Annotated in this window: 15 protein-coding genes; 10 read left to right on the top strand and 5 right to left on the bottom strand. The window is 33.9% G+C overall.

The window, feature by feature from the left end:
• The first annotated feature begins 62 nt into the window (after positions 1 to 62).
• From murQ to OLM53_RS01860, 9 genes are all read left to right on the top strand, one after another.
• Positions 63 to 872 carry an N-acetylmuramic acid 6-phosphate etherase gene (murQ, locus tag OLM53_RS01900; RefSeq protein WP_264521370.1) on the top strand — a complete coding sequence of 270 codons (810 nt, stop codon included), beginning with the start codon at positions 63 to 65 and terminating at the stop codon, positions 870 to 872.
• 18 nt (positions 873 to 890) lie between these two features.
• Complete coding sequence (locus OLM53_RS01895; RefSeq protein WP_264521369.1) at positions 891 to 1,382, top strand: hypothetical protein; 492 nt, start codon at positions 891 to 893, stop codon at positions 1,380 to 1,382.
• A 5-nt stretch (positions 1,383 to 1,387) separates the two neighbouring features.
• Positions 1,388 to 1,609 (top strand): DUF6095 family protein, encoded by a 222-nt coding sequence (locus OLM53_RS01890; RefSeq protein WP_264521368.1) that lies wholly within the window; start codon positions 1,388 to 1,390, stop codon positions 1,607 to 1,609.
• Positions 1,596 to 2,171, top strand: a complete 576-nt coding sequence (locus tag OLM53_RS01885; RefSeq protein ID WP_264521367.1) for a DUF1572 domain-containing protein — start codon at positions 1,596 to 1,598, stop codon at positions 2,169 to 2,171. The genes OLM53_RS01890 and OLM53_RS01885 overlap by 14 nt, the downstream gene beginning before the upstream one ends.
• An 84-nt stretch (positions 2,172 to 2,255) precedes the next feature.
• Positions 2,256 to 2,627, top strand: coding sequence for a DNA topoisomerase IV (locus OLM53_RS01880; RefSeq protein WP_264521366.1), 372 nt, complete (start codon positions 2,256 to 2,258; stop codon positions 2,625 to 2,627).
• A gap of 73 nt (positions 2,628 to 2,700) precedes the next feature.
• Positions 2,701 to 3,558: a TerC family protein gene (locus tag OLM53_RS01875; protein ID WP_264521365.1), complete on the top strand. Its 858-nt coding sequence runs from the start codon at positions 2,701 to 2,703 to the stop codon at positions 3,556 to 3,558.
• 458 nt (positions 3,559 to 4,016) lie between these two features.
• Positions 4,017 to 4,784, top strand: a complete 768-nt coding sequence (locus tag OLM53_RS01870; RefSeq protein WP_264521364.1) for a hypothetical protein — start codon at positions 4,017 to 4,019, stop codon at positions 4,782 to 4,784.
• Positions 4,785 to 5,028: 244 nt separating this feature from the next.
• Entirely contained in the window at positions 5,029 to 5,655 is a 627-nt protein-coding gene (locus tag OLM53_RS01865; RefSeq protein WP_264521363.1) for an FG-GAP repeat domain-containing protein, read from the top strand.
• A gap of 33 nt (positions 5,656 to 5,688) precedes the next feature.
• Positions 5,689 to 6,114: a hypothetical protein gene (locus OLM53_RS01860; RefSeq protein ID WP_264521362.1), complete on the top strand. Its 426-nt coding sequence runs from the start codon at positions 5,689 to 5,691 to the stop codon at positions 6,112 to 6,114.
• A 362-nt stretch (positions 6,115 to 6,476) separates the two neighbouring features.
• Here OLM53_RS01860 and OLM53_RS01855 read toward each other — a convergent pair whose 3' ends face one another.
• The 4 genes from OLM53_RS01855 to ychF form a co-directional block, all read right to left on the bottom strand.
• Entirely contained in the window at positions 6,477 to 9,194 is a 2,718-nt protein-coding gene (locus OLM53_RS01855; protein WP_264521361.1) for a DNA gyrase/topoisomerase IV subunit A, read from the bottom strand.
• Positions 9,195 to 9,243: 49 nt separating this feature from the next.
• Entirely contained in the window at positions 9,244 to 9,618 is a 375-nt protein-coding gene (locus OLM53_RS01850; RefSeq protein ID WP_264521360.1) for a GxxExxY protein, read from the bottom strand.
• A gap of 111 nt (positions 9,619 to 9,729) precedes the next feature.
• Entirely contained in the window at positions 9,730 to 11,583 is a 1,854-nt protein-coding gene (locus OLM53_RS01845; protein WP_264521359.1) for a DNA topoisomerase IV subunit B, read from the bottom strand.
• A 201-nt stretch (positions 11,584 to 11,784) separates the two neighbouring features.
• Positions 11,785 to 12,879, bottom strand: a complete 1,095-nt coding sequence (ychF, locus tag OLM53_RS01840; RefSeq protein ID WP_264521358.1) for a redox-regulated ATPase YchF — start codon at positions 12,877 to 12,879, stop codon at positions 11,785 to 11,787.
• Between the two features lie 272 nt (positions 12,880 to 13,151).
• Between ychF and OLM53_RS01835 the strand changes: the two genes are divergently transcribed.
• Positions 13,152 to 14,432, top strand: coding sequence for a T9SS type A sorting domain-containing protein (locus OLM53_RS01835; RefSeq protein WP_264521357.1), 1,281 nt, complete (start codon positions 13,152 to 13,154; stop codon positions 14,430 to 14,432).
• 19 nt (positions 14,433 to 14,451) lie between these two features.
• Here the strand turns inward: OLM53_RS01835 and OLM53_RS01830 are convergent, their stop codons facing one another.
• On the bottom strand, positions 14,452 to 15,615 hold the full coding sequence (locus OLM53_RS01830) for a hypothetical protein (RefSeq protein ID WP_264521356.1): 1,164 nt from the start codon (positions 15,613 to 15,615) through the stop codon (positions 14,452 to 14,454).
• Positions 15,616 to 15,682 lie beyond the last annotated feature (67 nt).

Here is a 15,682-nt window from a genome sequence, read left to right as displayed (position 1 = left end):
CTATTTGTTATTTTTGAAAGATAAAACCAATTAATTTGCGCCTTTGCGCCTTTGCGAGCAAAATGAACTTCACCAAAACCACAGAACAATCCTCACATTACGAGCATTTAGAGCAAATGTCGGTGGCCGATTTGTTAGCCAATATCAATAAGGAAGATAAAACCGTTCCGATAGCTGTTGAAAAATCTTTACCACAAATTGAAGCTTTAGTGGCTAGAGTAGTCGAGAAAATGAAACTCGGAGGTAGACTTTTCTATATTGGAGCCGGAACTTCAGGGCGATTAGGAATTGTAGATGCTTCTGAATGTCCTCCTACTTTTGGTGTTCCTTTTGATTTGGTTAATGGTATTATCGCAGGTGGTGACAAGGCCATAAGAAGAGCTGTTGAAAATGCCGAGGACGACGCTATTCAAGCCTGGATTGATTTACAAGAACATGGCATTACTACCGATGATGTAGTAATTGGCATAGCCGCTTCTGGAACTACTCCGTATGTCATTGGTGGTTTAGAAAAATGCAATGCTAAAAATATTGTTACAGGATGTATTACTTGTAATGAAGGAAGTCCGTTAGCCTTAACAGCTACCTTTCCTGTAGTAGTTGTCGTTGGACCAGAATTCGTAACAGGAAGCTCTCGTATGAAAGCTGGAAGCGCTCAAAAATTAGTGTTGAACATGATTTCTACTGCTACTATGATTCAGTTAGGGAAAGTAAAAGGCAACAAAATGGTCGATATGCAACTGAGCAACGACAAACTTGTGGACCGTGGCGTAAAAATGATTATGAGTGAAATTCCGGTTGATTATGAAAAGGCTTCTGAATTGCTCAAAGAATATGGCAGCGTTAGAAAAGCTGTAGATCATTGGAAATAAAATATAACTATAAAAACTATGCAAAAATTACTTCTAGCCCTTACTTTATTATTTGGATTAACTGCTTTTTCTCAAGGATTAACCTTGGACAATACGGCTCCCAAAGAAGTTAAATACGAACGAGGAAGATATTATGTCAATGGCATTCAGATACCCAGTTATCAAATGAAAAAAGTATTTGCTCCCAATTTGCATTCGGTAAAACTTTACAAAGAAGCTAAATCCAAAGAATCTATTGGTGGATTAGTCCTTGGTGTTGGGATAGCAATGAGTGTAGTTGATTTAGCCATTGGATTGTTTTCAGATATAAAATATCCAACGGCTTTAACTTATATTGGTGTTGGAGCAATAGCGGTCTCTATCCCCATTCTTTCGGGAAGAAGAGCTAAGATTGAAGAAGCTGTTAAATCCTATAACGACAGTCTTAAAAACACTGGTAGTTCGGAAAGCAATTTCGACATCAATGCGGTGGCCAATCAAAACGGTATTGGGATACAAATCAAATTTTAAAAACCATGAACAAGCCCCTATTAGAAAAAGGAATGAAATACCTATTGTACGCCTTACCCTTGATGTTCATTGGACCGTGTGTGATTTATAATGCATTTCAGAATAAAGATAATGTTTGGCATTACTTGGTTTTAGCAGTTGGAATTACTTTTTGTTTTTTAGCCGTGTTTTTTATGTTTAAAGGAGTGAAAGCAGTAACCGATTCCCTTTTTAATGATGATAAATAAATCCTATTTAGAAAGCGTTACCAAACAATTTCTCTACTACAAAACGTTGGGAGAAAAAGCGATGGAACAACTTGCACCAGAGCAATTATTTGTTTCAGTAAATGAAGATACTAATTCGATTGCTGTGATTGTAAAACACCTTTCGGGCAATATGATTTCACGCTGGACCGATTTCTTGACTTCGGATGGTGAGAAAGCATGGCGCAACCGTGACGGCGAATTTGATGAAACGATTACCAATAAAGAGGAACTAATGGAAGTTTGGAACAAAGGCTGGACTTGCTTTTTTGACACGCTGCATTCGTTAACCCCTGACCAATTAGAAACCATCATTTACATCCGCAACGAAGGTCATACCGTTATTGAAGCTATTAATCGTCAGTTGGCACATTATCCTTATCATATTGGTCAAATCGTGTTTTATGCCAAAATGCTAAAGCAAGGCGAATGGGATTCACTATCGATTCCAAAAAACAAATCGAATAGTTACAATGCCGATAAGTTTGCCAAAGAAAAAAGCATCAAGAATTTTACGGATGATGAATTAGATAAACTAAAATAAACTAGCCCCGATTGTAGCAAACTACCATGTAGTGCGGAAAGCGGGAAACAGCTCCTAAAAACAACGGAACTAAATTCAGCATAAATGAAAAAAATTACCTTACTCCTATTTGCCTTAGTCCTAATTTCTTGCAATAACCACGAACGAAACTGCAAAGAGTTTAGAACCGGGAAATTTGAATTTGCACAAACTATTAATGGTAAAAAACATACCTCCACTTTTATCCGAACTGAAAAATTACAAATCGAAACCTATAACGGTAAAACGGATACGGCAACAGTGCGTTGGATTAACGATTGCGAATTTATTTTACAAAAACTCCATCCTAAAAGCATGAAGGAAGAAAAAGCCATCAGTATGAAAATTTTGTTTACTGAAAAGAATACCTATACTTTTGAATATTCCTTTGTGGGAAGCAACGAAAAACAACGTGGTGTTGTAACAAAACTTGATTAACTCTTTTTAACCGCAACCCGAGGCGTAGCCGAATTGTATGGAGCGCAGCGGAATAAAACTCAAAAATAATAACATGGACATTTTATTTACACCCAATGCTTTAATAGCTTTACTTACTTTAACCTTTCTAGAAATCATTTTAGGGATAGACAACATTGTCTTTCTTTCTATCGTTTCAGGGAAATTACCACAACAAGACCAGCCAAAAGCACGTCGTGTTGGGTTATTATTGGCGATGGCGTTCCGAATTATTTTGTTGTTTGGAATTACTTGGGTGTTAAGTTTGCAAGACACTATTTTATCAATTGATTGGGGCTTTTTTGAAGCGCATATTACGGGACAAAGTTTAATCATTTTTGGAGGAGGTTTATTTTTGTTGTACAAATCGGTTACCGAAATTCACCACAAACTAGAAGGCGAAGAAGAAAGCGAAAAAGGAAAAGCCAGCAATGGTTTATCGGCTGCTATATTGCAAATTGCTCTATTGAACATTGTGTTTTCGTTTGATAGTATCTTGACAGCAGTAGGTTTAGTAAGTATGAAAGCCCCTGCGGAAGGTGGTTTTGGGAAAGAAGGTGCTATCATTATCATGATTTTAGCCGTAGTGATTTCGATATTTATCATGATGATTTTTGCTGGACCCGTTTCTAAGTTTGTCAACGAGCATCCTACCATCCAAATCTTGGGATTATCTTTCTTAATCTTAATTGGCGTAATGCTAATTGCAGAAGGCTCTCACCTTGCCCATTTTAAATTTGGCAATGACACTGAAGTCGGCACCATCCCAAAAGGCTACTTGTATTTTTCTATCTTCTTCTCGTTATTCGTAGAGTTCTTAAACCTGCGCATGAAGAAAAGCAAAAATGCCGTAAAACTGCATAACAGCGAGATAGTAGACAAGAAACTAAAAGATTCTGACCTTACCAATTAACTTCTTTTGAGTCAGTTCTAAAATTATTTTAGAGTGTTCCAAAACTATTTTAGAGTGTTCCAAAATTATTTTAGAGCGGTCAAAAATTATTTTAGAGTGTTCCAAAACTATTTTAGAGCGTTCGAAAACTATTTTAGAGTGTTCCAAAATTATTTTAGAGCGGTCAAAAATTATTTTAGAGTGGTCAAAAACTATTCTTGAAAGGTCAAAAATTATTTTTGAAGGTTAAAAAACTTTTTTTGAAGGTTAAAAAACTATTCTTTAAAGGTCAAAAACTTTTTATTAACGTTAATAAATAATTCTTTAAAGGTCAAAAACTATTTTTGAAGGTTAATAAATCATTTTTGAAAGGTCTAAAATAATTATTCCTTAAGAATTTTTATCTTTATCATATAAAAAGTTCTGATGTTCACTATTTTTTGAAGCAGCAGAAAGTTAGCATTAAGTATTCACAACTTATGAGAAAAACATTGATTTTATTGATTTTACAACTTGTGATTTCAAATGCTTTTGCTTGTAGCTGCAAATCTTTAGATTTTATTCAGAGATTTCAAACCTCTGAATTCATTGCAAGAGCAAAAATAATATCAATTAAAGATGATAAAGCTAACTCTCAATATTCAATTGCCACAATTCAAATATTGGAATTATTTAAAGGTTCAAAAGTCACTTCAATAAGAGTAAGCAAAGTTAGCTGTCCTTTATCTTTGAACATAAATACAGTTTGGCTGCTTTATGCTTCAGAAGAAAAAGGGAAATATCTTGAAACTAATGGATGTTCCGGAAGTTGGCAAATAGAAAAAATAGCAAAAAACTCTTCTGAAACAGATATTTTTTTTGACAGATTAATTCATCGACAATTAGAAATGTTACGATATTTAAAAAAATATAAAATTCAAAACGAGAATCCATATAGATTAGAATTTGGTTTTTATTCTGATTGCTATAAATCCTTTAAAGGTTATTTATTAAAAAAAACTTATGCGATTTATGAGGTTGAGATTTCAAAAAATCTTTCTGTAAAAAATATCAAAGAAATTAGAACGTTTGAAAACAAAGAATTGTCCTTAAAGATCGTGAACTGCATGCATAAAAATTTAATAGCTTTTAAAAGAGATATTAAGTCAATTCAAAAACCAATTAAATTATTAATTGCTTTTTATTATTTCCCAGCAGAAAATGGAAAGAAGAGTTCAATTAGCATAAGTGATGAAATTATCTATTAAGTAATTGCTAATGAAAGTATCTCACTCAATTCCAAATTTTGTAGTAAGTTCACTTTTACGTTTCGCAAGAAATTTTATCTTTAACAGAAAATAAAAGTTGAGATGTTGGCCTCTACTTATGATTAGTTAACGTTACTAGCACTATTTTATGACGAAATTCTTAAAATGCACTTTATTACTTTTTCCAATATTGACTTTTGGACAATATCCATTTGAGAAATGTAAAAGCCCTAAATACAAAACTTTGGAATTCGAAATTAAGGAAAAGGAAAATGTATTAGAGTATTCTAAAAATGTAACATCCTTTTTCAATGACAAAACAGCTTTAGAAGTCACCATAAATGGAGATTTAGAAAATTCAAAAAAAACATATATTAAAGTCAAAACAAAACTCAATAGTAAAAAGTATTTTGAAGAAATTCCAGTTCACGGCACTGATGGTTTTTATATTGCTGACTTCAATGGTGATGGAAAAAAAGATTTTAAAATTGTTTGTTTTTATATGGGTTGTGGACTCGCTTCTATGAATGTAAGGGTAATTTACTTTTTTCAAAAAGAAAATAAAGAATTTACCAAAATATCATTTGATGATATGATGGATGGAAATCGTATAGAAAGAGATTTAAATGGTGATGGAAACTTTGAAATAATTACAATGACATTACAAGATCATTTGAATCATAACTATTGGCTATTTAACGTGTACAACTTTGTAAATGGTAATTTGGTTTGTTTAAATGAGAAAGTTAATTACCCAATAATGGTACAATATTTATTTCGAGATAATTACAAAATATCTGAAAAATTAAGCCGAAAAGAAATGAAAAAGTACCAACTCAAAAAACCAGAAGCACTACTAATTGATAAATGATACTATCGCTAACAACCGTTTATAGTAATTGTAATGAAAAAAAATACTATCAAAACCCTTTCAGTTCTCTACTTATTAGCATTTCTTCTTTCCTGTGATAGACCCGTTTGTAAAAACACCAATCCAATATTTGATAAATACACTCCAGACACAAAAGAGTATAAAAATGAGTTAGGTAAACAATTAGCCAAAGTCGATACCTCCCAACTAAGTTATTGGATGGACAAGTATCAAGAAAAAAATAAGGCACCTTACCTATGGGTATATATTCAAGGAGATGGTCTCTGTGCTGAAGTTGTTTTAAAAGTAAATGACTCCCACAAAGGAATCGAAGGAATACTTGAAAATAAAGGCAAGGGTTATGGTGGTGCCGAATTAAAAAACCTAAAGTTTGATATCAAACAAGATAGTATAAAAACAGAATTTAGTTTTAAAGAAATTAGCGGGATTGTTGATTAAATAATTACTTGAAATAACAAAGAACCAAAGCTAAATGAAGCATCCCCGTAGCTAAATAGAGTATCCCCTTGGCTAAATAGAGCATCCCCTCAGCTAAATGAAGCACCCCCTAGCTAAATAGAGTATCCCCTTAGCTAAATGAAGCACCCCCGAAGCTAAATAGAGCATCCCCGTGGCTAAATGAAGCACCCCCGTAGCTAAATGATGCATCCCCGTGGGGTAAAAGAATATCCCATGGGGTGATTGAGCATCCCCGTGGGGTGATAGAGTTTCCCATTGTAAAGATAGGACTGGGCATAAAGGATAGAGAAGTAAGACCCCTTTTGTAACTAATAAATCCCGCCATAAGCGGGATTTACTTTTTATTCCAAGGATAAGGTTATCTGTCCATCGTCATCAGTCTCAGTTTGAATATCATCAGCAATAGGATTTTCCTCAGGCACTTCCATTTCTTCAGGTTGCTCTGGTTCTAGTTCTTCATAAGGAAGAGGATCCAAAAGATTCACCTGTTTTAATTTATCTGAGGTTAGTTGGTTTCCTAAAGCTTTAATACCTTTTACTGCAATGAATTCCTCTAAATTAACCGTTTGATTGTCTTTCTGAACACCTTTTACTTTAGCATAAACTATTTCTGCCATTGGGCGCCAATCGGTAGAAACGATTTCTAATTGCGACTTCTCATGTTCGGTAATAAAGATTTCTTCTTTGTTTTCGTTTTCCACCAAGAAGCGCTTGATAAAATAACGTTCCTTATCTCCATCATAATAAATGGCAGAAATAGGTTTGTTCGGATTCCATTTTTCCATCACAACGATATCTTCCTCAAAATGCGTAGTCAGTTCCGGAATAATCGTTTTTAGTTTCCCTGATTGATTGATAAGCAGTAAGCGGTCATTGGGTCTAAATTCACCAAGCAACTCCCCTCTTCCATCTACATTCAATCGTTGTACGGTATCATCAAACCAAACTTTACGCGGACGCAAAGTAGAGATTCCTTTTTCTTTTAATTCTATTTTCTTGATAGGATATTTAGTTACTGTATTTCCACGAGAAGCTCTTCCTTTGATAGCAATATCAGAGAAATCTAAATCCCATTTCAATTTCTTAATACTTCCCACTTGGCGAAGCAATACTGTAATTACTTCCGCTTCTCCATTTGGATTGGCAGAGAAATACAATACTTGTGACCCAGCTTTCTCTTGCGTTAAATCATAGAATTTATCACGAGTCACTCCGGAAACATTAAAACGTTTGATAAAAGTAGAACCATTTTTACCATCACGGTACATCATATTGTAAATGGTACGCTTATCATTCTTATCAAAAACAGCTATGTGAATAATATCTTTGCCTACAAATTTCTTGTCATCTACTTTAGCAATCATCATCTTACCATCTCGCAAGAACACAATCACATCATCAATATCCGAACAATCGGCTACATATTCATCTTTCTTTAAACCGGTTCCAAAGAACCCTTCTTCTTTGTTTACGTACAATTTAGTATTACGCAACACCACTTTCGTGGCTTCAATAGTATCAAAACTTCTAAGCTCTGTTTGACGCTCACGACCTTTACCGTATTTGTCTTTAAGCGTTTGGAAGAAGTTAATGGCGAAATCGATAATATGGTCTAAATCGTGTTTCACTTGTTCCATTTCGGCTTCCAACTTAGCAATCGCATCATCCGCTTTATCTGAGTCGAAACGAGTAATACGAATCATTGGAATCTGCGTCAACTTTTGCAAATCATCATCATTGATTTCTCTAACAAATGATTTCGAAAAAGGCTTAAACCTATCGTACATATATACATAAAGCGATTCTCTATCGGAATACAATTTGAAATAAATATACATTTCTTCCCGAATGAAAATCTTTTCTAGGGTAGAGAAATGCCATTTGTTTTCGAGTTCGTCTAATTGAATTTCTAACTCGCGTTTCAATAAATCAACCGTTCTTAATGTTGAAATTCTCAACATATCCGAAACACCAATAAATCTTGGTTTATGATCTTCAATAACGCATCCTAAAGGAGCGACTGAAGTTTCACAAGCAGTAAAGGCATATAAAGCATCAATAGTTTTGTCTGGAGAAACCCCTGGTGGAAGATGAATTAAAATCTCAACTTCTGCTGCAGTATTGTCTTCTATTTTTTTGACTTTTATTTTTCCTTTTTCATTAGCCTTCAGGATACTATCAATCAAAGTGGAAGTATTGGTGGAGAAAGGAATTTGGGTAATCACCAAGGTTTGTTTGTCCAATTGCCCAATCTTAGCACGCACACGAACACGTCCACCTCGCATCCCATCATTGTAACCCGAAACATCGGCAATACCAGCGGTTGGAAAATCAGGAAATAAAGTAAAGGGCTTGTTTTTTAAAACTTTGATCGAACAATCTATCAATTCATTGAAATTGTGTGGCAACACTTTCGTGGATAATCCTACAGCAATTCCTTCAGCTCCTTGCGCTAATAACAACGGAAACTTAACCGGAAGATTAATGGGTTCCGCTCTTCTCCCATCATAAGACATCCCCCATTGGGTAATTTTTGGAGAATACAACACATCATGACCAAACTTAGAAATACGAGCTTCTATATAACGAGAAGCTGCAGCACTATCTCCAGTGAGGATATTTCCCCAGTTCCCTTGCATGTCGATGATTAAATCTTTTTGACCAATTTGCACCATGGCATCTCCAATACTCGCATCTCCGTGAGGATGATACTGCATGGTATGTCCAACGATGTTCGCCACTTTGTTGTAACGCCCATCATCCAACTCTTTCATGGAATGCATGATACGACGTTGCACCGGTTTGAAACCATCTTCAATAGCAGGAACGGCACGCTCGAGGATTACATAAGAAGCGTAGTCCAAAAACCAATCTTTGTACATTCCTGTAACCTTGGTAATGGTGTCTTCTGGGTTTTCGTCGTTTTCGTAGAAATGATTGCCTGAAGATCTAATGTCTTCAAAACCTTCTTCTAGGGAATCCTCATTCGGTGACTCGTTCAACGCTTCGTTGCTTTCGTCGTCGTTTGGGATGTTATCGTCTTCTTCTTCGTCTTTCATATTTTTGTAGCACTATGTTACTCAAAGTTTTGCGCTAAGTTTCACAATGTTATAGTATTAATCTTTTTATTCCGTCCTTTAATGATTTTTTATAAAAGTTGAGAAGCAAACCTAATCTGCATTCAGAAAGTCGCATGTAAGTTAAACACTGGGCTGTATGTTCTATTGTAAAATCTTCAACTACTTTTAGTTCAACAATTACTTTATTATTTACTATTAAATCAACTCGATATCCACAATCCATTTTTATATCTTCATAAATGACTGGAAAAGGTTTTTCTTGCTTAACATCTAATCCGCACTTTTTTAATTCATAAGCCAAACATTCCCTATACACTTTTTCCAATAATCCTGAACCTAATGTTGTATGAACTTTAAAAGCACAATCCAAAATGATTCGGCTAATTTCATTTTCTTCAGTCATAATTATTCCTTTTGTTTCACAATGTCAATCAAAGTTTTGCTGTAAGTTCCACCAAGTTTTTAAAATTTATTTTGTGTGACTTTGTGTTAAACTTTGTTAAACTTTGTGCTACTACTTCTCCACCACATCCAATTCCACTTTCAAATTATTGATAATGAAAGTCTGTCTGTCAGGCGTATTTTTACCCATATAGAATTCCAATAAGGTTTCTATGGAGGTAGCTTTATCTAACATTACTGGATCTAATCGTATACTTTCACCAATGAAGTTTTTAAACTCATCTGGGGAAATCTCTCCCAATCCTTTGAATCGGGTGATTTCTGGTTTGGGTTTTAGTTTTTCTATGGCATCAATACGTTCTTGTTCGCTATAACAGTAAATCGTTTCCTTTTTATTTCTTACACGGAACAAAGGCGTTTGCAGAATATACAAATGACCATCTTTAATCAACTCAGGGAAGAATTGTAAAAAGAAGGTAATCAACAGTAATCTAATGTGCATTCCATCCACATCGGCATCGGTAGCAATTACGATATTGTTGTACCGCAAATCGCCCATGTCTTCTTCAATATCTAAAGCAGCTTGCAATAAGTTGAATTCCTCGTTTTCGTAGACAATCTTTTTGGTCATGCCATACGAATTCAAAGGTTTACCACGCAAACTAAATACCGCTTGTGTATTCACATCCCGTGATTTAGTAATAGAACCAGAAGCCGAATCTCCTTCAGTAATGAAAAGGGTACTTTCTAAACTTCGAGGGTTTTTGGCATCGGTCAAATGTACTCGGCAGTCACGGAGTTTTTTATTGTGTAAACTTGATTTTTTAGCTCTGTCTTTAGCCAGTTTACGTATTCCAGATAGCTCTTTACGTTCGCGTTCTGCTTGCAGAATTTTGCGTAATAATAAATCAGCTACTTCTGGATTTTTATGTAAAAAGTTATCGAGTTTGGTTTTGATAAAATCATTAACAAAGGTTCTTACTGAAGGACCATTCGGACCAATATCAGTGGAGCCTAATTTGGTTTTGGTTTGTGATTCAAAAACAGGTTCTTCTACTTTAACTGCAACAGCAGATACAATCGATTTACGAATATCTGAAGCTTCGAAAGGTTTGTTATAAAATTCCTTGATGGTTTTTACAATCGCTTCACGGAAAGCTCCTAAATGCGTTCCACCTTGAGTAGTGTTTTGTCCGTTGACAAAGGAATGGTATTCTTCTGAATATTGCGATTTACTGTGGGTTAAAGCGATTTCAATATCATCTCCTTCCAAATGAATCACAGGATATTGCATGTCTTCCTCAGTTATGGTTTCTTCCAGTAAATCTTTTAGACCAAATTCAGAAATGTATTTTTCACCGTTATAATAAATCGTTAAACCGCGATTTAAGTAACAGTAGTTTTTGAGCATCTTGATGATGTACTCGTTTCGGTATTTGTAGTTTTTAAAAATGGTTTCATCAGCCACGAAAGAAACTTTGGTTCCTCTACGTTTGGTAGATTCGATAACGTCTTCTTCTATCGTCAGATTTCCTGCCGAGAATTCCGCTGCTTTTTGTTGATTATCTCGAACCGATTCTACTCTGAAATAATTGGATAAAGCATTTACTGCCTTAGTCCCTACTCCATTCAAACCAACCGATTTCTTAAACGCTTTGGAATCGTATTTCCCACCGGTATTCATTTTGGAAACTACATCTACAACCTTTCCTAATGGGATTCCACGTCCGTAATCACGAACAGTAACCATTTTATCTTTGATTGTTACTTCAATTACTTTTCCAGCGCCCATGACAAACTCATCGATACAGTTATCAATGGTTTCTTTAAGCAGAATATAAATTCCATCGTCAGGAGAAGAACCATCACCTAGTTTCCCGATGTACATTCCGGGACGCATACGGATGTGTTCTTTCCAGTCTAACGAACGAATATTGTCTTCAGTATATTGATTTTGGTCTTGCATTGAAAATTATCGATTTTCAGCTAATATAGTGGAATTAGGATGATTTTTACAATGATAATTATCAAAGTTATTAAGAATGATATTGACAAAAAAACAAGAAAGTAAAGAATACAAGAAGCAAGAGAAAACATAAATTAAAAAACATAAAAAAACCGCTAAATTTCTTTAACGGTCTATTCTTTTTACTTCTATTCCCTTAACTTATACATTAAAACGGAAATGCATCACATCACCATCTTTTACAATATATTCTTTTCCCTCAACGCGAAGTTTTCCAGCTTCTTTTACTTTGGCTTCTGAACCAAAATTTGAAAAGTCTTCGTATGCAATAACTTCAGCACGAATGAATCCTTTTTCAAAATCAGTATGAATTACTCCTGCTGCTTTTGGTGCTGTATCTCCAACATTAATGGTCCAAGCGCGCACTTCTTTAACTCCAGCGGTAAAATAGGTTTGTAATTTCAACAATTTATAGGCAGCACGAATTAATACTGCCGAACCTGGTTCAGTCAATCCCATATCTTCTAGGAAAACTTGGCGTTCTTCGTAGCTTTCTAATTCAGTGATATCAGCCTCTGCTCCTACTGAAAGAATGATTACTTCTGCATCTTCATCTTTAACCAATTCGCGAACTTGGTCAACATATTTATTCCCGTTTACTGCTGCACTTTCATCTACATTACAAACATATAAAACAGGTTTGTTTGTGATTAATTGAAAATCTTCAAGTAACTCTACTTCGTCTTGATTTTGTGGTTCTACTGTTCTAGCAGATTTGGCTTGCAATAAGTTTTCGCGAATTCTATCTAAAAGTGCTTTTTCTACTTGTGCTTCTTTATTCCCAGTTTTGGCAGCACGATTTACTTTTTCTAAACGTTTTTCAACAGTTTCTAAATCTTTTAACTGCAATTCTATATCAATGGTTTCTTTGTCTCGAATTGGATTTACATTGCCATCTACGTGAACAATATTATCATTATCAAAACAACGCAATACATGAATAATAGCATTACATTCTCTTATATTAGCCAAGAACTGATTTCCTAAACCTTCCCCTTTACTGGCACCTTTTACTAATCCTGCAATGTCAACAATATCAACCGTTGCCATTTGAACTCGCTCTGGCTTTACTAATTCTTCTAAACGAGTAATTCTTGGATCAGGAACATTTACGACTCCAATATTAGGTTCTATAGTACAAAATGGAAAATTAGCGCTTTGTGCTTTGGCGTTTGACAAACAATTAAATAAGGTTGATTTGCCAACATTGGGTAATCCTACAATTCCTGCTTTCATATCTCTTTGATATTGATTTTATTATTAAAGAGCGCAAATATAGCGTAATAAAATCAAGATACAAAACCACAACATTTAAGCTACTTGACTTCTAAAAAAGTACTTTTTTTAAGTATATTTTATAAGGTTGCTATTATCAAAGCTACTGCTTTAGTTGGCTTTACTAAAGAATTAATCTAATTCACAATTTGTATAGTTTATATATACTTTAATTTGATTGGATGATTATTTGCACATGAGTATATTTGGATTTTAAAATTAAATTACGATTTATGAAAAAAATTACTTTATTGTTGTTTTTAATGCTCTTTTCGAAAGGGTTTTCACAAAATTTACCATTAGATTTTGAGTCTACTACAATACCTTACCCTTTTACCGATTTCGACGGAGGTGTTGCCACAAGAATTGCAAATCCACAAATTTCAGGCATTAATACTAGTGCCACTGTCATGCAAATGGTTAAAGGTCAGGGAGCAGTTTGGGCTGGTAGTAAAATCACCATGGCGGCTCCAATTAATTTTTCAACAGAAAGGCTTTTTAAAGTAAAAGTGTTTTGCCCTGTAGCCGGAAAAAGACTTTTATTAAAGTTTGAAGGCGCTGGATTTTCATTTGAAAAATTATCAGCACCAATAACTACAGCTAATGTTTGGGAAGAATTAACGTTTGATTTTTCATTAGATGCAGTAAACAATGTAAATAATCAAATTGTATTTATATTTGACTTGGGTACACAAGGTGATGGAGGTCCAAATTCAACCTATTTGTTTGACGATGTAACACAATCACTTGCTACTGGACCTATTTTAGATTTACCAGTTTTACCTTTAACTTTTGAATCAACTACAGTTGCTTATCCGTTTACTGATTTTGCAGGTGGCGCAACAACAATTCTACCAAATCCGTTTCCAGATGCTGTTAATCCAAGTGCAACAGTTGTTAGAATGATAAAAAACCAAGGTGAAACTTATTCAGGTAGTGTCATTCAAATGGCTGGACCAATTGATTTTTCTACCAATAAAATAGTAAAAGTAAAAGTTTGGTCACCAATTGCTGGAAAAAAATTAATGCTAAAGTTTGAAGGAAGTCCTGTTGATTTTGACAATGGAGCATTTGAAACAGAGGTAGCAACAACGGTCGCTAATGCTTGGGAAGAATTAACGTTTGATTATACTTCTCCTACTTTGTTTCCTCCAGTAAATAATAATGATAACAAAATTGTTTTTTTCTTTGATTTTGGTAATCAAGGCGATGGAAGTGCTAATTCAACCTATTATTTCGATGATATAGCTTTTTCGGATGGTTTATCAGCACCAAACTATTTCATTTCAAACTTTACTATGTATCCAAATCCAACTTCTAATCAACTGACTTTAGAAGCAATTGGCTCAATAGAAAAAATAACCATTTATACTATTTTAGGACAAGAAGTATTGACAAAAAACACTAATATCAATAACTCAACTATAGATACTAGTAGACTTCAAAAAGGGGTTTACATTGCAAAAGCAACAATAGACGGAAAAGAATCAATGATGAAATTTATAAAAGAATAAGATAAATGAATAGTTGAATTTATTCTCTAAATTCAATTTTCTTAATTATTTCTTCCTCTTCATCTGTAGCAGTTAATCCAGAAACTTCCCAATAATTGGTAAGGATAGAATTTTTCTTGTTGTAAAGCGTTTTATCTTTAAAGACATCGCTTTCTTTATAAACAAAATTTTTATCGCTAAAATTAGTTGTCACAAAACAATTTTTAACTTCGATATTGGTGGTTTTCTTTTTCTCTATTTTTTCGAAGCCAATTTCTTCTTTTGAACTTATCAAATAATAATCAAAACCATTTATGCGATACATAGCTTTAAAAAGAGATTTATAAATATTTTTGGAACCAACTGTTGTTTTATCTTTCATATTGGCCAAAGTTGTGGGAGAAACTACAGTACTGACTTCAATTATTAATTTTTTCTTTCTATCATAAAGGATGGAAAAATCATCTAGCAATCCTTTTACCTCTTTTTGAGGAGTTACTATCATTAAATTATATTCCGAATTGGAAGAGTATCCTTTTATCAAAAAATCATATTGCTTCTTGCTACTGGCCTCTAAAAGTGGATTAAGATATTTGAAGTTATAGTAATTCTCCATGATGTTATTCAAGTTATAACCTAAAGCATCATCCCCAAATTCATCGTAGACCAAACCATAGGATCTATTTTGCTCTACTAAAATAGTGTTTTTGAAATTTTTATAATTTCCATCCAATTGAAAATTAAGTAACCCATCATTATAATATGCATAGTCTCCGTTGAGTTTCATAAACTCTCTAGAATACACTTTCAATCGAGCTGGTATAGTTAATTTTTTAGTAGAATTAAGGACTAATTCTGTTAGAATTTTTTGTGGTGGAATTTTGGTGATAATAATTTCATCCAAATCGTTTACATTGTTTTTTAAATAAAAAACATTTTGTTTGTCTTTTAAAATACTTGATCGCAATTTGATAGGATTATAAGAAGAATGCGTTATTTGAATCGTTGTAATTCCATTGATAACAAAAGTAACTTCTCCTTCTGCATTACTCAATAAAGTCTGCTTAGTTTTTGCAATAAAAACCGTCGCGTCTTCTATGGGAAGATTGGTGTCAACGTCTTTTAGGATGATTGATTTTTCAACGTTTTGCGATAAGGCAACAACATTGCAAATCAAAAATAATAACAATGTAATTCTTTTCATAAGCAAACTTGGGTCAAAACAAATTTAACAAAAAAGTTATAGATAAAACAAAATTCTGATATTGTTA

It is taken from the genome of Flavobacterium sp. N1994 (assembly GCF_025947145.1).
Lineage (GTDB): Bacteria > Bacteroidota > Bacteroidia > Flavobacteriales > Flavobacteriaceae > Flavobacterium.
Note: the sequence above shows the minus strand (reverse complement) of the source record. Positions and strands in the feature narration are given on the sequence as shown.